The following is an 18,761-nucleotide window of genomic DNA, read 5'->3' as shown; positions in this document are numbered from 1 at the left end:
ATGAACCACGTGTTCTTCACCGGTTCGGGTTCGGAAGGCAATGACACCATGCTGCGTCTGGTGCGCCACTACTGGGCATGCAAAGGCCAGCCGAACAAGAAAATCATCATCGGCCGCGACAACGGTTACCACGGCTCCACCGTGGCCGGGGCTAGCCTCGGTGGGATGAAATTCATGCACGAGCAGGGCGACCTGCCGATCCCCGGCATCGCTCATATCCCGCAGCCTTACTGGTTCGGCGAGGGCGGCGATCAATCGCCGGAAGAGTTTGGTATCTGGGCTGCCGACCAGCTGGAGAAGAAGATTCTCGAACTGGGCGAAGGCAACGTTGCAGCGTTCATTGCCGAGCCGATCCAGGGCGCCGGGGGCGTGATCATCCCGCCGGAAACCTACTGGCCGCGCATCAAGGAAATCCTCGCCAAGTACGACATCCTGTTCGTGGCTGACGAAGTGATCTGCGGCTTCGGCCGTACCGGCGAATGGTTCGGCAGCCAGTACTACGACCTCAAGCCTGATCTGATGACCATAGCCAAGGGCCTCACCAGCGGCTACGTGCCGATGGGCGGGCTGATCGTCAGTGACAAGGTGTTCGAAGTGATCGAAGCGCATGGCGATTTCAACCACGGCTTCACCTATTCCGGTCATCCGGTGGCAGCGGCGGTGGGCCTGGAAAACCTGCGCATTCTCAAGGAAGAAGGCATCGTCGAGCGGGTGAAGGCAGAAACGGCACCGTATTTGCAGCGTCGTCTACGTGAGCTGGCGGATCACCCGCTGGTGGGCGAAGTACGCGGCGTCGGCATGCTTGGTGCCATCGAGTTGGTGCAGGACAAAGCGACGCGCACACGTTATCCGGGTGACAAGGCGGTAGGCATGATCTGCCGCGGCCACTGTTTCAACAACGGTCTGATCATGCGCGCCGTGGGCGACACCATGATCATTGCGCCGCCTCTGGTGATCAGTCAGGCGGAAGTGGATGAGCTGGTAGAGAAAGCACGCAAGTGCCTGGATCTGACCCTGCGTGACCTGTCGGTCTGAAAGCCCGCAGTCACGGAAAGTTGTCAGCGGTGCCATGACCTTGCCAGACTGCGCCAGAGTGCGTGAGCCGTCCTGTTTGGAACGGCTTGCGCGACCTCTGGAATAACGACACAACAACAGGAGCTGTACGCATGAAAACATTCGGCAAGACCCTTCTCGCGTTGTCCCTGACCGCGGCCGTGGCAGGCGCTGCTCAGGCTGACAGCAAGGTGCTGCATGTCTACAACTGGAGCGATTACATCGCTGAAGACACCCTGGCCAACTTCGAGAAGGAAACCGGCATCAAGGTCGTCTACGACGTCTTCGACAGCAACGAAGTGCTGGAAGCCAAGTTGCTGGCTGGCAGCTCCGGTTACGACGTAGTGGTGCCGTCCAACCCCTTCCTGGCCAAGCAGATCAAGGCTGGCGTGTTCCAGAAACTGGACAAGTCCAAGCTGCCGAACTGGTCGAACCTGGACAAGGATCTGCTCAAGGCCCTGGAGCCGAGCGACCCGGGCAACCAGTACTCGATCCCCTACATGTGGGGCACCATCGGCATCGGCTACAACGTCGAGAAGGTCAAGGCCGTGCTCGGCGAAGACGCGCCAGTCGACTCCTGGGATCTGGTGTTCAAGCCCGAGAACATGGAAAAGCTGAAGTCTTGCGGCGTTTCCTTCCTCGATTCGCCGACCGAAATTCTCCCGGCCGCTCTGCATTACCTGGGCTACGCTCCGGACAGCAGCGACAAGGGCGAGCTGCAGAAAGCCGAAGAGCTGTTCATGAAGATTCGTCCTTCGGTGGCTTACTTCCACAGCTCCAAGTACATCTCCGACCTGGCCAACGGCAACATCTGCGTCGCTATCGGCTACTCGGGTGACATCTACCAGAGCAAGGCACGCGCCGAAGAAGCGAAGAACGGCGTGGAAGTCGGCTACAACATTCCGAAGGAAGGCGCGGGTTCCTTCTTCGACATGTTGGCGGTGCCGGCTGACGCCAAGAACGTCGAAGCTGCACACGTGTTCCTCAACTACCTGATGGAGCCAGCGGTGATGGCCAACATCACCAACTACGTGCAATTCCCCAACGGCAACGCCGCAGCCACGCCGCTGGTGGATGAAGCACTGCGTACCGACCCGGGCGTATACCCGACGCCGGAAGTGCTGAAGAAGATCTACACCTTCCCGGACCTGGCTCCGGCGGTGCAGCGCACCATGACCCGCAGCTGGACCAAGATCAAGTCCGGTCGCTAAGCACGAAGCAACGCCGCCTGGCGGGTTCGCCCGCCAGGTACCCAAATCGCAAGAAGAGGAAACGTCATGCGTCGTTCTACCCTGCTGGTTGGCCTGATCGCCGCTGCCATTGGTATGTCTGTTGCCCAGGCCGCCGACCGTGTGGTCAAGGTCTACAACTGGTCCGACTACATTGCGCCGGACACCATTGCCGAGTTCGAGAAGGAAACCGGTATCAAGGTGGTGTATGACGTTTTCGATTCCAACGAAACCCTCGATGGCAAGCTGGCCACCGGCCAGAGCGGCTATGACGTGGTGGTTCCGACCAACCACTTCCTGGCCAAGCAGGTACGTGCCGGCACCTACCTGAAGCTGGATAAATCCAAGCTGCCCAATCTGGTCAACCTCGACCCGACCATCATGAAAAACCTGGCCGCGGGCGACCCCGGCAACGAATATTCGGTGCCCTACCTATGGGGCACCAACGGCATCGGCCTGAACGCCACCAAGGCGCGCGCCGTGCTCGGTGACGATGCACCACTGGATTCCTGGGAGCTGCTGTTCGACCCGAAATACGCCGAGAAGCTCGCCTCCTGCGGCATCGCATTGCTCGATTCGGGCGACGAAGTGCTGCCGCAAACGGTCAACTACCTGGGCCTGTCGCCGCATACCACCAAGCGTGAAGACTACGAGAAGGCCTATGAGCAGCTGATGAAGGTGCGCCCTTACATCACCTACTTCCACAGCTCCAAATTCATCTCCGACCTGGCCAACGGCAACATCTGCGCCGCCTTCGGCTACTCCGGCGACGTGCTGCAAGCCGCTGACCGCGCCGAAGAGGCCGGCCGTAGCGACGAGATCATCTACATCATTCCCAAGGAAGGCACTGCCATGTGGGCGGACCTGCTGGCCATCCCCAAGGACTCGAAGAACGTCGCCGAAGCCCACGAATTCATCAACTACCTGCTGCGCCCCGACGTGATCGCCAAGATCAGCGACTACGTGGCCTACGCCAACCCCAACCTCAAGGCCACCGAGCTGGTCGACGAGAGCGTACGGGACAACCCTGGCGTTTATCCCAGTGAGGCGGTCATGGCCAAACTCTACGTTGCCGAGGAGCGTACGCCCGAGGTGCAGCGTTGGCTGACCCGTGACTGGACGAGAATCAAAAGCGGCCGCTGATCGACGAACGATTTTCCTATAAAGTGCCGCGCCTTTTTCGGGCGGCACACAAAAACGAGGATGATACTGTGCGAGTTACCCTGCCCAAGTCTCTGATCGCGATGGCGGCTTCCGCCTTCTGTAGTGCTGCTCTGGCCCAGCCTTCCGTGCACATCTACAACTGGAGCGATTACATCGGCGAAGAGACGCTGGCCAAGTTCGAAGCGAAAACCGGCATCAAGCCGATCTATGACGTCTTCGACTCCAACGAAACCCTCGAAGGCAAACTGCTCGCCGGCCGCAGCGGCTACGACGTGGTGGTGCCCTCCAACCATTTTCTCGGCAAGCAGATTCGCGCGGGGGCCTTCCAGCCGCTCGATCGCAGCAAGTTGAGCAATTGGGACAACCTCGATCCGGCGCTGCTCAAGCAACTGGAAACCAACGACCCCGGTAACCAGTACGCCGTGCCTTACCTGTGGGGCACCAATGGCATCGGCTACAACGTCGAGAAGGTCAAGGCCGCGCTCGGTGTCGAGGAGATCGACTCCTGGGCCGTGCTGTTCGAACCGGAAAACATCAAGAAGCTCAGTGAGTGCGGCGTAGCCTTCCTCGACTCGGGCGATGAAATGATCCCGGCCATGCTCAATTACCTGGGCCTGAACCCCAACAGCACCAACCCCGATGACTACGCCAAGGCCGAGGCCAAGCTGCTGGAGGTGCGTCCCTACGTCACCTACTTCCACAGCTCCAAGTACATTGGCGATCTGGCCAACGGCAATATCTGCGTGGCTGCCGGTTTCTCCGGCGACATCCTGCAGGCCGCCGACCGCGCCGACGAAGCCGGCAAGGGCATCGAAATCGCCTACAGCATCCCCAAGGAAGGCGCCAACCTCTGGTTCGACATGATGGCCATCCCGGCCGACGCGGCGAACGCCGAGCAGGCGCATGCCTTCATCAACTTTCTCCTCGAGCCTGAGGTGATCGCCGAAGTCAGTGACTATGTGGGTTATGCCAACCCCAATACCAAGGCGGACGAATTCATGGACGAGGAGGTCCGCAACGACCCGTCCGTGTACCCGCCTCAGTCGGTGTTAGACAAGCTGTACATCTCCGCCGAGCTGCCGGTGCGTGTGCAGCGCCTGATGACCCGCAGTTGGACCAAGGTCAAGTCGGGTCAGTAATCGTTCCTGCCCGGCCGCAGGGGTCGGGCACAATCTTCCGGGAGTTTTCCTAAATGGCTGTTGCCTCCAGCGCCTACAAAAAAGCCCTCGAGGGGGATCAGACACCGAAAGAGGTGCTGGTCAAGATCGATCGGGTGACCAAGAAGTTCGACGAGACCGTGGCCGTCGACGACGTCTCGTTGACCATCAACAAGGGCGAGATCTTCGCCCTGCTGGGTGGCTCCGGCTCCGGTAAGTCGACCCTGCTGCGCATGCTCGCCGGCTTCGAGCGGCCGACCGAAGGGCGCATCATCCTCGATGGCGTCGACATCACCGACATGCCGCCGTACCAGCGGCCGATCAACATGATGTTCCAGTCCTACGCGCTGTTCCCGCACATGACCGTGGCGCAGAACATCGCCTTCGGCCTGCAGCAGGACAAGCTGCCCAAGGCCGAGATCGACGAGCGCGTGGCCGAGATGCTCAAGCTGGTGCACATGACCCAGTACGCCAAGCGCAAGCCGCACCAGCTTTCCGGTGGCCAGCGCCAGCGCGTGGCCCTGGCTCGCTCGCTGGCCAAGCGTCCCAAGCTGCTGCTGCTCGACGAGCCGATGGGCGCGCTGGACAAGAAGCTGCGTTCGCAGATGCAACTGGAACTGGTGGAGATCATCGAGCGCGTCGGCGTGACCTGCGTGATGGTGACCCACGACCAGGAAGAGGCCATGACCATGGCCCAGCGCATCGCCATCATGCACCTGGGCTGGATCGCCCAGACCGGCAGCCCGATCGATATCTACGAGACGCCAACCAGTCGCCTGGTGTGCGAGTTCATCGGCAACGTCAACCTGTTTGACGGCCAGATCACCACCGACGAGGTCGACCACGCGATCATCGACTGCCCGCAACTGGACAAGCCAATCTACATTGGCCACGGCGTCAGTACTCGCGCCGAGAACAAGTCCGTCAGCTACGCCCTGCGCCCCGAGAAGCTGCTGATGGCCACCGCGCTGCCGGAAGACCACGAGCACCCCGAATACAACTGGAGCCGTGGCCACGTGCACGACATCGCCTACCTGGGCGGCCACTCGGTGTACCACGTCAAACTCACGTCCGGGCAGATCGTGCAGTGCTTCATCGCCAACGCCGAGCGCCGTGGTAAGCGTCCGACCTGGGACGACCCGGTAGTGGTGTACTGGGAAGACGACAGCGGCGTGGTACTGCAATCATGAAACCGAGCAAACTGGCGCGCTATCTGCCCAGTGGGCGGCATGCCGTTATCGGCATCCCGTTCCTCTGGCTGTTCATGTTCTTCCTGCTGCCGTTCGTCATCGTGCTGAAGATCAGCTTCGCCGAGGCCGACGTGGCGATCCCGCCCTACACGGAAATCTACGAGTGGGCGGATAACAAGCTGACGCTGTTGCTGAACTTCGGCAACTACATCTTCCTCACCGAGGATGCGCTGTATCTGTCGGCCTACCTCGGTTCGTTGAAGGTTGCGTTGTTCAGCACCCTGCTGTGCCTGCTGATCGGCTACCCGATGGCCTACGCCATCGCTCGTGCGCCGAAGTCGCAGCAAACCGTGCTGTTGCTGCTGATCATGATGCCGACCTGGACCGCGATCCTGATCCGCGTCTACGCCTGGATGGGCATTCTCGGCAACAACGGTCTGCTCAACAGCCTGCTGATGGGCATTGGCCTGATCGATACGCCGCTGCAGATCCTCAACACCAACATCGCGGTCTATATCGGCGTCGTGTATTCCTACCTGCCGTTCATGATCCTGCCGCTCTACGCCAACCTGGTGAAGCACGACCTCAGCCTGCTGGAGGCCGCCTCCGATCTGGGTTCGAGTAATTTCAACAACTTCTGGAAGATCACCGTGCCGCTGTCGAAGAACGGCATCATCGCCGGCTCCATGCTGGTGTTCATTCCGGTGGTCGGCGAGTTCGTCATCCCCGAACTGCTTGGCGGCCCGGAGACCCTGATGATCGGCAAGGTGCTGTGGCAGGAGTTCTTCAACAACCGCGACTGGCCTGTAGCGTCCGCCCTGGCGGTGGTGATGCTGGCGATCCTGATCGTGCCCATCATCCTCTTTAACCGTAACCAAGCTAAAGAGTTGGAGGGCCGCCCATGAAGCGTTTCAGTTTCTCCAGCATCATGCTCTGGGCCGGTCTGATCTTCATCTACCTGCCGATGGTCATTCTGGTCATCTACTCGTTCAACGCCTCACGGCTGGTAACGGTGTGGGGCGGCTGGTCGGTGAAGTGGTATGTCGGCCTGCTGGATAACACCCAGCTGATGAACTCGGTGATGCGCTCGCTGGAAATCGCCTGCTACACCGCCATCGCGGCGGTGGCGCTGGGCACCCTGGCGGCCTTCGTGCTGACCCGCATCACCCACTTCAAGGGGCGTACCCTGTTCGGTGGCCTGGTCACTGCACCGCTGGTGATGCCGGAAGTGATCACCGGTCTGTCCCTGCTGCTGCTGTTCGTGCTGATGGCGCAACTGATCGGCTGGCCGATGCAGCGCGGCATGACCACCATCTGGATCGCTCACACCACCTTCTGCTCTGCCTATGTGGCGGTGGTGGTGTCGTCGCGTCTGCGTGAGCTGGACATGTCCATCGAAGAGGCGGCCATGGACCTGGGCGCACGGCCGTGGAAGGTGTTCTTCCTGATCACCGTACCGATGATCGCGCCGTCGCTGGCAGCGGGTGCGATGATGTCCTTCGCTCTGTCGCTGGACGATCTGGTTCTGGCCAGCTTCGTCTCCGGTCCGGGCTCGACCACTCTGCCGATGGAGATCTTCTCTGCCGTGCGCCTGGGGGTTAAACCGGAGATCAACGCCGTGGCCAGCCTGATCCTGCTGGCGGTGTCGTTCGCCACTTTCCTGGCCTGGTTCTTCGCCCATCGGGCCGAGGAAAAGCGCAAGAAGGCCATGCAGCAGGCCATGGACGAGACCACCAATCCGTCCTGGCAGCAGGTCGTAGACAGCCGTCGCAGCAACTAAGCGTCTGGCTGAAAGCAAAAACGGGCCCCGCGGGGCCCGTTTTTCATGGTGCCACTGATCGGGGCGTTGTACCGCGATCTGTAGGAGCGGCTTCAGCCGCGAAGGTTGTGAGCGCCCAGCCGCTATTTCACCAACGCCTTCCAGGCCTTGAGGCTGTTCACGATCTGCGTCTGAGTCGCGCGCAGCTGACGCTGCTCGTCGTCCAGGTCCTGCTGCGCCAGTTCGTAGAGCTTGTTCAGCTCGCCATACAGGCGGTCGACCTCGGGCACTTCCAGCACGCCGCGCGCCAGGCGCAGCCAGACCAGCAGGCGTTCCAGGCGCGGCATCTGTTCGGCCAGATCCTCCGGTTGCTGCTGGTAGCGGCGCAGTTGCAGAGCCGCGCCTTCTTCTGCCAACAGAGTCGGCAGCCAATTGCCCAGCGCGGCATTGCCTTGGCGGTTGCCTCGATTGTTGCGCTCTGTCGTCCAGCTGCGTTGCAGCAGCCAGTGCGACAGTTTCAGCGACAGCAGACCCCAGCGACAGCCGTCGAGCTCGGCGGCGAACAGCGCCGGAGAATTGCGCCGCATGCTGTCGTCGTCCTGGCCAGCAGCCAGACGCGGGCGCCAATCGTCGAGCAGGGCATCGAGTGCTTCGCGCAACTCACGCGAGCTGGCGCGTGGTGCGGCCTGGCCAAGGCTGGCGAGCAGGGCGCGCAGGTCGATCAGTTGCTCCAGCCATTGCTGCAGCAGGCTCCAATGGCCGTTCCAGCGATACTGCTCGGCCAGACGCTGGCTGGCGCCGAGCAGGTGCCAGGCGAGTGCGGCGAAGGCGTCGTCCAGGCTCATTTCGGGCGTCAAGGCGGGTGCCGGCAGGCTCAGGCTGTAACTGCCAGCATCGAACAGGCGATAGCCACGCTCGGCTTTGCTGATGTCGCAAGGCATCAGCGGCAGTTCGGCGGCCAGCTCGCAGGCCAGCTCCAGCAGCGCAGCAGGTTCGCCCTGGCGCAGTTCCAGCTCCAGCTCGCAAATCTCTTCTTCGCCCTCGCCGGCGATGACCTTGCCCAGATCCAGCGCGGCCTCGATGACCACCTTGGCCTTGCCGCGACCCCAGGCGATTTCGGCCTTTTCGCGGACGAAGTCGGTGGTGAACAGCGGCTGCAGGGTTTTCTTGTCCAGCTCGGCCAGGCTGGCTGGCCAGCACGTGTCATCAAGTTTTTTCAGGTCGAGCTTGGCCTTGCTCAGGTACCAGTCCCACTCGTTTCGCTCGGACAGTCCGGCGACGCTCTGGCCACGGCTCTTCAGCGTCTGAATAAACTGCTCGCCGTCACGGCGCAGGCGCAGGGCGACCTTGGCGCTTGCCAGGTCGCGGTCCGGCGTGTCGTAGTACTGGTTGAACAGTTCGCCGCGCTGCCAGCCACTCTTGTTGCGCTTCTTCAGCAGTGGGTGTTCGCGCAGGGCTGCCAGGGTGTTACGACTGACGCGCAGTTTGATTTCGGTTTCTTTGACCATGGTGGAGAGCTATGACGCCTTTTATGAAAATGTGACAGACCGATGACGCGCGCTGGCGAATGACGAATCCGGTCCCTATACTTGCGGCCTTCTCAAAACGGGGGCTTACCCTATGCCTATCAATCCCTTTGTCAGCCTGTTCGGTCGTTCACCCATCGGCCCCATGCAACAGCATATCGCCAAGGCCCACGAGTGCGCGGCGAACCTGGTTCCCTTCTTCGAGGCCATCATGGCCGAGGATTGGGCCAAGGTAGAACAGGTGCAACAGGAGATGTCCCGGCTGGAGCACGAGGCCGACAAGCTGAAGAAAAGCGTGCGCCTGCACCTGCCCAAGAGCCTATTCCTGCCGGTGCCGCGTTCGGACCTGCTTGAACTGCTCAGTGTACAGGACAAAGTCGCCAACCGTGCCAAGGACATCGCTGGTCTGATGCTCGGCCGGCAGATGGCTATTCCGCAGCCGCTGCAGCCGCTGGTACGCACCTACGTGCAGCGCAGTGTGGACGCCAGCGCCCAGGCGCTGAAGGCGATGAACGAATTGGACGAACTGCTCGAAACCGGTTTCGCCGGCCGCGAAGCAGTGCTGGTGGAAAACCTGATCGAGGAGCTCGGTTCGATCGAAAACGATACCGACCGCCTGCAGATCGAGGTGCGCCGCAACCTGTTCAAACTGGAGAAGGACCTTCCTCCGGTCGATGTGATGTTCCTCTATCAGATCATCGACTGGATCGGCGATGTCGCCGACCGTGCCCAACGAGTGGGCAACCGACTGGAACAACTGCTGGCGCGCTAAGCGCCAGTATCCTTTCTGGGATCTACGGATAACTCATTATGTCTCTGATTGCGGACTACGGGCTGGTTCTGCTCGTCCTTGCCTGCCTTTTCGGTTTTTTCATGGCCTGGGGCGTTGGCGCCAATGATGTCGCCAACGCCATGGGTACGTCGGTCGGCTCACGCGCGCTGACCATCAAGCAGGCGATCATCATCGCCATGGTCTTCGAATTCGCTGGCGCCTATCTGGCTGGCGGCGAGGTGACCGAAACCATCAAGAACGGCATCGTAGATGCCAACATGATCAGCCCCAACCTGATGGTGCTGGGCATGATGTCGGCGTTGCTGGCGGCGGGTACCTGGCTGTTGGTGGCTTCGACGCGTGGCTGGCCAGTATCGACCACGCACACCATCGTCGGTGCGGTGATCGGCTTCGCTGCGGTCGGCGTGTCGATGGATGCGGTGCACTGGAGTGGCGTTGGCCCCATCGTCGCCAGTTGGGTGGTCACGCCAATGCTGGCCGGTATCATCTCCTTCTGCCTGTTCGTCAGCGTGCAGAAGCTGATCATCGACACCGACAATCCCTTCCTCAACGCCAAGCGTTACGTGCCGCTGTACATGTTCATCACCGGCTTCATGATCTCGCTGATGACCATGACCAAGGGCCTCAAGCACGTCGGTCTGAACCTCTCCAGCACCGAAGGCTTCATGCTTTCGATCGGTGTCGGTGTGCTGGTGATGCTGATCGGTATCGCGCTGCTCAGCCGCATCCATGTCGATGCCGAGGCAGACAAGGCCTTCCACTTCTCCAGCGTGGAGAAGGTGTTCGCCATCCTGATGATTTTCACCGCCTGCGCCATGGCCTTCGCCCACGGTTCCAACGACGTGGCTAATGCCGTTGGTCCGCTGGCCGCCATCGTCGGCGTGATCCAAAGCGGCGGTGAACTGGCCGCGGGTGAGAAATCCATCGTTCCAGGCTGGATCCTGCTGCTGGGCGCACTGGGTATCGTGGTCGGTCTGGCCACTTATGGTTACAAGGTCATCGCCACCATCGGCAAGGAAATCACCGAGCTGACCCCTAGCCGTGGTTTTGCTGCCGAACTGGCTGCCGCTACCACCGTGGTCAGTGCTTCGGGCCTGGGGCTGCCGGTTTCCACCACCCACACCCTGGTCGGTGCGATTCTCGGTGTCGGCCTGGCGCGCGGTATCGGTGCGCTGAACCTGGGCATGATCGGCAAGATCTTCCTGTCCTGGATCATCACCCTGCCGGCCGGTGCGATTTTGTCGATCATCTTCTTCTTCATTCTGCGTTTGCTGTTCGGCGGAGTCTGATTCCACTTCGGCGGTTTCACCGACAGGACGATGCCCCTATGATGGGGCATCGTTTTAGGAGATCGCCGATGCCCCTGCCGTCCTTTCAAGAGCAGTTCGCTGCGCTGATCGCTGCGCCATCGGTGAGCTGCACTCAGCCCAATTGGGACCAGAGCAATGCGCCCGTCATCGAGCTGCTCGCTGCCTGGCTCGGTGATCTGGGCTTTACCTGCGAAACCCAGCAGATCGCCCCCGGCAAATTCAACCTGCTCGCCAGCTATGGCAGTGGCCCAGGTGGTCTGGTGCTGGCTGGGCATAGCGATACCGTGCCCTTCGATGCCGCGCTATGGCAGAGCGACCCACTCAAACTGACCGAGGTAGGCGACCGTTGGGTGGGCCTTGGCAGTTGCGACATGAAAGGTTTTTTTGCCCTGGCCATCGAAGCCGTGCGGCCGCTGCTCGATCAGCCTTTCCAGCAACCGCTGCTGATCCTGGCTACTTGTGATGAAGAAAGCTCCATGGCTGGCGCCCGCGCCCTGGCCGATGCTGGCCGGCCTCTTGGCCGTGCAGCGGTGATCGGCGAGCCCACCGGTCTCAAGCCGATTCGCCTGCACAAGGGCGTGATGATGGAGCGCATCGACATTCTTGGGCAGAGCGGCCATTCCTCCGATCCGGCGCTTGGCCACAGCGCGCTGGAGGCCATGCAGGACGTGATGGGCGAGTTGCGCGGCCTGCGCGCGCAGTGGCAGCGCGAGTTCAACAACCCGCAGTTCAGTGTGCCGCAACCGACGCTGAACCTCGGCTGCATTCACGGCGGCGACAATCCCAATCGCATCTGTGGTCAGTGCGCCCTGGAGTTCGACCTGCGTCCGCTGCCGGGCATGGACCCGGAACAATTGCGTGAGGCGATTCGCGGTAAGTTGCAGCCGTTGGCGCTCAAGCATCAGGTACGCATCGACTATGGCCCGCTGTTCCCGGCCGTGCCGCCCTTCGAGCAGCGCGCCGATGCCGAGCTGGTGCGTCTGGCCGAACGGTTGACCGGCCACACGGCCCAGGCGGTGGCATTCGGTACCGAAGCGCCTTATCTTCAGCAGCTTGGCTGCGAGACGCTGGTGCTTGGCCCCGGCGATATTGATTGTGCACACCAGCCCGGGGAACACCTGGAGCTGGCCCGCATCGAACCTACTGTGGCCATACTGCGCCAACTGATCCAACACTACTGCCTGACCCGGAGTGACGACGTGCAGCGACGATGAGAGCAACTCTCTAACCGAACATGACGGCTATGCCCGTCCTACGTCTCGACGCTAATGGATTGCTCATGCACGACTACGTCACCTGGTTACGCCACGCTTCGCCTTACATCAATGCCCATCGCGACTGCACCTTCGTGGTCATGCTGCCGGGCGAGGGTGTTGCCCATCCGAATTTCGCCAATATCGTCCACGACCTGGTGCTGCTGCACAGCCTCGGCGTGCGCCTGGTGCTGGTGCATGGCTCGCGCCCGCAGATCGAGGCGCGCCTCGCTGCCCGTGGCCTGACCCCGCATTACCATCGCGACCTGCGCATCACCGACGCACCGACCCTGGAATGCGTGATCGATGCCGTCGGCCAGCTGCGCATCGCCATCGAGGCGCGTCTGTCGATGGACATGGCCGCCTCGCCGATGCAGGGCTCGCGGCTGCGCCTGACCAGCGGTAACTTCGTCACCGCACGGCCGATCGGTGTGGTCGATGGCGTCGACTACCACCACACCGGCGAAGTACGGCGCATCGACCGCAAGGGCATCAATCGTCAGCTCGACGAACGCAGCATCGTGCTGCTATCTCCGCTGGGCTATTCGCCCACCGGGGAAATCTTCAACCTGGCCTGCGAGGACGTCGCCACCCGCGCCGCCGTCGACCTGGGCGCGGACAAGCTGCTGCTGTTCGGCGCCGAGGATGGCCTGCTCGACGAAAACGGCAAGCTGGTGCGCGAACTGCGTCCGCAGCAGGTGCCGGCGCATCTGGCGCGGCTGGGCAGCAACTATCAGGGCGAGCTACTCGATGCCGCCGCCGAAGCCTGTCGTGGCGGCGTCAAGCGCAGCCACATCGTCAGCTACGCCACCGATGGCGCGTTGCTCAGCGAACTGTTCACCCGTACTGGCAATGGTACCCTGGTGGCCCAGGAGCAGTTCGAATCCCTGCGCGAGGCGACCATCGAAGACGTCGGCGGTTTGATCGAGCTGATCAGTCCGCTGGAAGAGCAGGGCATTCTGGTGCGCCGTTCACGTGAGGTGCTGGAGCGCGAGATCGAGCAGTTCAGCATCGTCGAGCGCGAGGGGCTGATCATTGCCTGTGCGGCGTTGTATCCCCTCGCCGATTCCGACTGTGGCGAGCTGGCCTGTCTGGCCGTCAATCCCGACTATCGCCACGGCGGTCGTGGTGACGAGTTGCTCGAGCGGATCGAGGCGCGGGCGCGGGCACAGGGGATCAAGACTCTGTTCGTCCTCACCACCCGTACCGCCCACTGGTTCCGCGAGCGCGGCTTCGAGCCGAGCAGCGTCGAGCGCATGCCCACCGCGCGGGCGTCGCTGTACAACTACCAGCGCAATTCGAAGGTGTTCGAGAAGACGTTATAGGAAGACAAATGCGATGAGTGGGAGGGGCTTTAGCCGCGAGCGATGAACCAGTCGCGGCTAAAGCCCCTTCCACAATGCGTTCAGAGTGTCAGGCGCTGTGCTGCTGCAAGCGCATCTGCTCGAAGCCGTCATCCCAACCGGCCTCCCAGGCGGCAGCAGGGATTTCGTCAGGATAGGGCTGGCGAGTTCTGGGCTGGCCAGTGAGGCCGGCCATATAACCTTGCTGGTAGGCCTTGGTCAGGCTCTCCAGGCTCCATTGCGGCGTGGCTTCATCGGCCATGGGCGCTGCTCGTCTATCGTCCTTTACCCGGCAATGCTAGCTGGCCGAGCGGCCGTGGGTATGGCCGCCCATCCTGGCTTTTGCTCCGCTGGTTTGCTTTGTGACGCAGTCGACGCTTCGTCGCCCGTGCAACTGGGCACGTAGAGTGCGCACCGCGGTTACCCCGGTGCGTATGGGCGCGCGCGGCCTAGCTCCGGTGGGACTTAAACGGCCAGCGCCAGGATGCTCGCCTGGTAAGCCGCGACGAAGGCGTCGAAGTCGCCTGTGGGCTGCGCCTCCAGCTCCGCCTGCGCGGCCAGCGAGTCGTGCGCGGTCTGTTCGAAAGCCTGCTGCTGCTGTGGGCTGAGCGGCTGAGCGCGGAAGTATTCGGCGTGACGCTGGCTCTGCTGCAGGGCGAACTCGGTAAAGCTCTTGCCCTGACGAAGAATCGCCAGCACCTGTGCCGACGGCGTCATTTCCACATCCGCGACCTTGGCTTGCTGCTGCGCCAGGGCCTCGATGTGCGCATTGCTGTCCTGGCTGCGATCGAGTAGTTCGGCCAACGGCAGGATGCGCTCGAGCAGTTCGCTGGCCCAGACCTTGAGTTCCACCTGCTGGCTGCCTTTCTGCAGGTGCAGGCCGGGACGACGCCCCTCCTTGACCACCTTGAGGAAGTTGCTGGTGCAACTGCTGCACTCGCCGTTCTCCAGCAGCGGGCTGTCTTCCAGCGCACAGAACAGCAGGAACGCGTCGATGAAGCGCGCTTGCGCCACGTCGATGCCCAGCGGCAGGAAGGGGTTGATGTCGAGGCAGCGCACTTCCACGTATTGCACGCCACGGCTCATCAGCGCCTGTATCGGTCGTTCGCCGCTGTAGGTGACGCGTTTCGGGCGGATGCTCGAGTAGTACTCGTTCTCGATCTGCAGGATGTTGGTGTTCAGCTGCAGCCATTCGTCGCCGCGCTTGGTGCCCGCCTCGACATAGGCCGGGTAGGGCGTGCCCACCGCCAGACGCAGGCTGTCGGTGTAGCTGGCCAGGTCGTTGTAGCAGGGGGTCAGGCCGGACTGTGCGCTGCTCTGGTAGCCTAGGTCGCTCATGCGCAGGCTGGTGGCATAGGGCAGGTACAGGGTGCCTGCGTCCAGTTCCTGAAGGTGGTGCGGGCGGCCACGCATGAAGCCTTTGTCCAGCGCCGGCGATGCACCGAACAGGTACATCAGCAGCCAGCTGTAGCGACGGAAGTTGCGGATCAGCGAGATATAGCGGGCCGACTGATAGTCACGCGCACTCTGTTCGTTGCCTTCGCTCTGCTGTTGCAGCTGCCACAGCCCCTCGGGCAGGGAGAAGTTGTAGTGGATGCCGGCAATGCACTGCATGGTCTTGCCGTAACGCAGCGCCAGGCCTTTGCGGTACACGTACTTGAGGCGACCGATGTTGGAGCTGCCGTAGCGAGCGATGGGAATCGTCTCTTCGTCCGGCAGCGGGCAGGGCATCGACGGGCTCCACAGCAGTTCGTCATCGAGCTTGTCGTAGGCGAAACGGTGGATGCCTTCCAGCTCGGCGAGGGTGGCGGCTGGGTCGTTGGCGGTGCCGGTGATGAACTCCAGCAGCGACTCGGAATAATCGGTGGTGATCTGCGCATGGGTCAGTGCCGAGCCCAGCGCCTGCGGGTGCGGGGTCAGGGCCAGCTGGCCGTCGCGATCGACGCGCAGGCATTCGCGCTCGATGCCGTGCAGGCACTCACCCAGCAGGGACAGGTTGGCCGGCTCGCCGAGCTGAGCCAGGCGGCGGGAGAGAAGATCGCTCAAGATGCAATTCCTAACTGGGCAGTCGCCACAATATGGGGATCGCCCCTGCACTCTGCAAGGGGCGAACGGTTTGCCAGATTAGACCAGCTCGAGCGGCGCCGATTACACGCAGGCGAAGGTGCCTTGTGCCTTGGCGACCAGCTTGTCGCCCTGCAGCACTTCGGCCTCGACCACCTGGGTACGGCGCCCAGCGTGCAGCACCTTGGCATGGCACAGCACGCTGCCCTCGGACACCGGGCGGATGTAGTTGATCTTGCACTCCAGGGTCACGCTGCTCGGGCCGCCATCGCCCAGGCTATGGCTGGCCTGGCCCATGGCGGTATCGATCAGCGAGAACAGTGCGCCGCCGTGCAGTTTGCCGTGCAGGTTGCGCAATTCTTCGGTGAGGGTCAGGCGCACGCGCGCCTCGCCGCCGCCGACCTGGAGAATTTCCAGGCCGAGCAGGCGGGAAAAGGCGCTGCTGGCGCCCACGTTGTCGGTCGTACTCATTTCTTCAACTGCTTGGCGTTGGCGAACAGGGCGGCCATGCCGCCGGTGGCAGGTGCCGGTTTGTCCTGGCTGGAATGACGCTCGCTGCGTGGGGTATTGCCGCCACGGTTGCTACCGCGCGACTGGCCACCACGTGCCCCTTCGACTTTCTCGCCCGGGGTATCGCCCATGCGCATGGACAGGGCGATGCGGTTACGCGGGATATCCACTTCCATCACCTTGACCTTGACCACGTCGCCGGCCTTGACCGCTTCGTGTGGGTCCTTGATGAATTTCTCCGACAGCGCGCTGATGTGCACCAGGCCGTCCTGGTGCACGCCGATGTCGACGAAGGCGCCGAAGTTGGTCACGTTGGTCACCACGCCTTCGAGCACCATGCCCAGTTCGAGGTCCTTGAGGGTTTCCACGCCTTCCTGGAACTCGGCGGTCTTGAACTCCGGACGCGGATCGCGGCCGGGCTTGTCCAGTTCCTTGAGGATGTCGCCGACGGTGACCAGGCCGAAGCGCTCATCGGTGAACTTGGCCGGATCGAGGCGCTTGAGGAAGCCCGAATCGCCGATCAGTGAGCGGATATCGCGCTCGGTACCAGCGGCGATGCGCTCGACCAACGGATAGGTTTCCGGGTGCACGGCGGAGGCGTCCAGCGGGTTGTCGCCGTTCATCACGCGGAGGAAGCCGGCAGCCTGCTCGAAGGTCTTCTCGCCCAGGCGCGGTACCTGCTTGAGTGCTGCGCGGCTGGCGAAGGCGCCGTTGGCATCGCGGTACTGCACGATGTTCTGCGCCAGGGTCGTGTTGAGGCCGGAAATGCGCGCCAGCAGGGCAGCGGAGGCTGTGTTCACATCGACGCCGACGGCGTTCACGCAGTCCTCGACTACGGCGTCCAGGCTACGCGCCAGCTTGAGCTGCGACACGTCGTGCTGGTATTGGCCGACGCCAATGGATTTCGGGTCGATCTTCACCAACTCGGCCAGCGGGTCCTGCAGACGGCGGGCGATGGACACGGCGCCGCGTAGCGACACGTCGAGATCGGGAAATTCGCGGGCGGCCAGCTCCGATGCCGAGTACACCGAGGCGCCGGCCTCGGAGACCATCACCTTGGTCAGTTTCAGGCCCGGCACCTTCTTGATCAGCTCGGCGGCCAGCTTGTCGGTCTCGCGGCTGGCGGTGCCGTTGCCGATCGAGATCAGGTCGACGCCATGCTTGGCGCAGAGCTTGGCGAGGATCGCCAGGGTGCCGTCCCAGTCGTTGCGCGGGGCGTGCGGGTAGACGGTAGCGGTTTCCAGCACCTTGCCGGTGGCGTCGACCACCGCCACCTTGCAGCCGGTGCGCAGGCCCGGGTCGAGTGCCAGTGTGGCACGTGGGCCAGCCGGGGCAGCCAGCAGCAGGTCGTGCAGGTTACGGGCGAACACGGCAATCGCCTCGTCCTCGGCCTTCTCGCGCAGCTCGCCGAGCAGGTCGGTTTCCAGGTGGTTGTACAGCTTGACCTTCCAGGTCCAGCGCACCACCTCGGCCAGCCATTTGTCGGCGGCACGGCCTTGCGCGCTGATGCCGAAGCGTTCGCCGATCATCAGCTCGCAGGGATGCATGCTGCCGGGCAGTTCTTCGCCGACCTTGAGGCTGGCGCTGAGAATGCCTTCGTTACGGCCACGGAAGATCGCCAACGCACGGTGCGACGGCACGCCCTTGAGCGCTTCGTCATGCTCGAAGTAGTCGCTGAACTTGGCGCCTTCGTTTTCCTTGCCCGGCACCAGGCGGGCGCTGAGGGTGGCGTTGTCCTTGAGGAAGCTGCGCAGCTTGTCCAGTAGCGCGGCGTCTTCGGCAAAGCGCTCCATGAGGATGTACTTGGCACCTTCGAGCACGGCCTTGACGTCGGCGAAGCCCTTTTCGGCGTCGATGAAGCGCTCGGCTTCCTGCTCGGGTGTCAGGTTTGGGTCGTTGAACAGCGCATCGGCCAGTTCGCCGAGGCCGGCTTCCAGGGCGATCTGGCCCTTGGTGCGGCGCTTTTGCTTGTACGGCAGGTAGAGGTCTTCGAGGCGCGTCTTGGTGTCGGCCAGGTCGATCTCGCGCTTGAGTTCCGGGGTGAGCTTGCCCTGCTCCTCGATGCTGGCGAGGATCGCCACGCGGCGTTCGTCCAGTTCGCGCAGGTAGCGCAGGCGCTCTTCCAGGTGGCGCAGCTGGGTGTCGTCGAGGCTGCCGGTCACTTCTTTACGGTAACGGGCGATGAAGGGCACGGTAGAGCCTTCGTCGAGCAGGGCCACGGCGGCGGCGACTTGCTGCGGGCGCACGCCCAGTTCTTCGGCGATGCGGTTGTTGATGCTGTCCATAAATAAAGCTACCCACTGGGACGACAGGGTGGCCGCAGAAATGCGGGCCGGATACGAAAGCGGCGCATTATAAACACCGCACTCGCGCACGCTGCGAACCATTCGGGGAAAAATCTGCTAACAAT

16 protein-coding genes are annotated in these 18,761 nt (G+C 62.5%); 11 read left to right on the top strand and 5 right to left on the bottom strand.

Translation table 11 applies throughout. From position 1 onward, the window contains the following. The 7 genes from CDO35_RS05545 to CDO35_RS05515 all read left to right on the top strand — a co-directional run. A partial coding sequence (locus CDO35_RS05545) for an aminotransferase (RefSeq protein WP_099522943.1) occupies window positions 1-1,035 on the top strand: 1,035 nt, incomplete at its 5' end. Between the two features lie 131 nt (window positions 1,036-1,166). Beyond that, entirely contained in the window at window positions 1,167-2,264 is a 1,098-nt protein-coding gene (locus CDO35_RS05540) for a polyamine ABC transporter substrate-binding protein (protein WP_099522942.1), read from the top strand. Window positions 2,265-2,330: 66 nt separating this feature from the next. Then, window positions 2,331-3,425, top strand: a complete 1,095-nt coding sequence (locus CDO35_RS05535; protein WP_099522941.1) for a polyamine ABC transporter substrate-binding protein — start codon at window positions 2,331-2,333, stop codon at window positions 3,423-3,425. Between the two features lie 68 nt (window positions 3,426-3,493). Continuing rightward, window positions 3,494-4,585, top strand: coding sequence for a polyamine ABC transporter substrate-binding protein (locus CDO35_RS05530; RefSeq protein ID WP_099522940.1), 1,092 nt, complete (start codon window positions 3,494-3,496; stop codon window positions 4,583-4,585). 53 nt (window positions 4,586-4,638) lie between these two features. Then, window positions 4,639-5,793 carry a polyamine ABC transporter ATP-binding protein gene (potA, locus tag CDO35_RS05525; RefSeq protein WP_099522939.1) on the top strand — a complete coding sequence of 385 codons (1,155 nt, stop codon included), beginning with the start codon at window positions 4,639-4,641 and terminating at the stop codon, window positions 5,791-5,793. Window positions 5,794-5,816: 23 nt separating this feature from the next. After that, entirely contained in the window at window positions 5,817-6,698 is an 882-nt protein-coding gene (locus CDO35_RS05520) for an ABC transporter permease subunit (RefSeq protein WP_166432385.1), read from the top strand. Next, the gene (locus CDO35_RS05515; RefSeq protein WP_099522937.1) at window positions 6,695-7,573 is read left to right on the top strand and encodes an ABC transporter permease subunit; all 879 of its coding nucleotides are present in this window, start codon (window positions 6,695-6,697) and stop codon (window positions 7,571-7,573) included. The genes CDO35_RS05520 and CDO35_RS05515 overlap by 4 nt, the downstream gene beginning before the upstream one ends. 122 nt (window positions 7,574-7,695) lie before the next feature. Here CDO35_RS05515 and CDO35_RS05510 read toward each other — a convergent pair whose 3' ends face one another. Next, window positions 7,696-9,060, bottom strand: a complete 1,365-nt coding sequence (locus tag CDO35_RS05510; RefSeq protein WP_099522936.1) for a CYTH domain-containing protein — start codon at window positions 9,058-9,060, stop codon at window positions 7,696-7,698. A 112-nt stretch (window positions 9,061-9,172) separates the two neighbouring features. Here CDO35_RS05510 and CDO35_RS05505 point away from each other — a divergent pair, with 112 nt between their 5' ends. From CDO35_RS05505 to argA, 4 genes are all read left to right on the top strand, one after another. Beyond that, a complete protein-coding gene (locus CDO35_RS05505; protein WP_099522935.1) occupies window positions 9,173-9,850 on the top strand; it encodes a TIGR00153 family protein in 678 nt (225 codons plus the stop codon). A gap of 38 nt (window positions 9,851-9,888) precedes the next feature. Beyond that, window positions 9,889-11,160, top strand: coding sequence for an inorganic phosphate transporter (locus CDO35_RS05500; protein ID WP_099522934.1), 1,272 nt, complete (start codon window positions 9,889-9,891; stop codon window positions 11,158-11,160). Window positions 11,161-11,228: 68 nt separating this feature from the next. Continuing rightward, window positions 11,229-12,395 (top strand): acetylornithine deacetylase, encoded by a 1,167-nt coding sequence (argE, locus tag CDO35_RS05495; RefSeq protein ID WP_143507303.1) that lies wholly within the window; start codon window positions 11,229-11,231, stop codon window positions 12,393-12,395. 65 nt (window positions 12,396-12,460) lie between these two features. After that, window positions 12,461-13,759, top strand: a complete 1,299-nt coding sequence (gene argA, locus CDO35_RS05490) for an amino-acid N-acetyltransferase (RefSeq protein WP_099522932.1) — start codon at window positions 12,461-12,463, stop codon at window positions 13,757-13,759. An 88-nt stretch (window positions 13,760-13,847) separates the two neighbouring features. Here argA and rmf read toward each other — a convergent pair whose 3' ends face one another. The 4 genes from rmf to CDO35_RS05470 form a co-directional block, all read right to left on the bottom strand. Next, entirely contained in the window at window positions 13,848-14,039 is a 192-nt protein-coding gene (rmf, locus tag CDO35_RS05485; protein ID WP_099522931.1) for a ribosome modulation factor, read from the bottom strand. Window positions 14,040-14,242: 203 nt separating this feature from the next. Then, window positions 14,243-15,823, bottom strand: coding sequence for a glutamate--cysteine ligase (gene gshA / locus CDO35_RS05480; protein ID WP_099522930.1), 1,581 nt, complete (start codon window positions 15,821-15,823; stop codon window positions 14,243-14,245). A 102-nt stretch (window positions 15,824-15,925) separates the two neighbouring features. After that, window positions 15,926-16,312, bottom strand: coding sequence for a PaaI family thioesterase (locus CDO35_RS05475; protein ID WP_099522929.1), 387 nt, complete (start codon window positions 16,310-16,312; stop codon window positions 15,926-15,928). Next, a complete protein-coding gene (locus tag CDO35_RS05470) occupies window positions 16,309-18,636 on the bottom strand; it encodes a Tex family protein (protein WP_099522928.1) in 2,328 nt (775 codons plus the stop codon). Before CDO35_RS05470 ends, CDO35_RS05475 begins: the two co-directional genes overlap by 4 nt. Window positions 18,637-18,761 lie beyond the last annotated feature (125 nt).

The organism is Pseudomonas sediminis, assembly GCF_002741105.1.
Classification (GTDB): domain Bacteria; phylum Pseudomonadota; class Gammaproteobacteria; order Pseudomonadales; family Pseudomonadaceae; genus Aquipseudomonas; species Aquipseudomonas sediminis.
The sequence above is the reverse complement of the archived record's forward strand: the minus strand, read 5'-3'. Positions and strand labels throughout refer to the sequence as shown.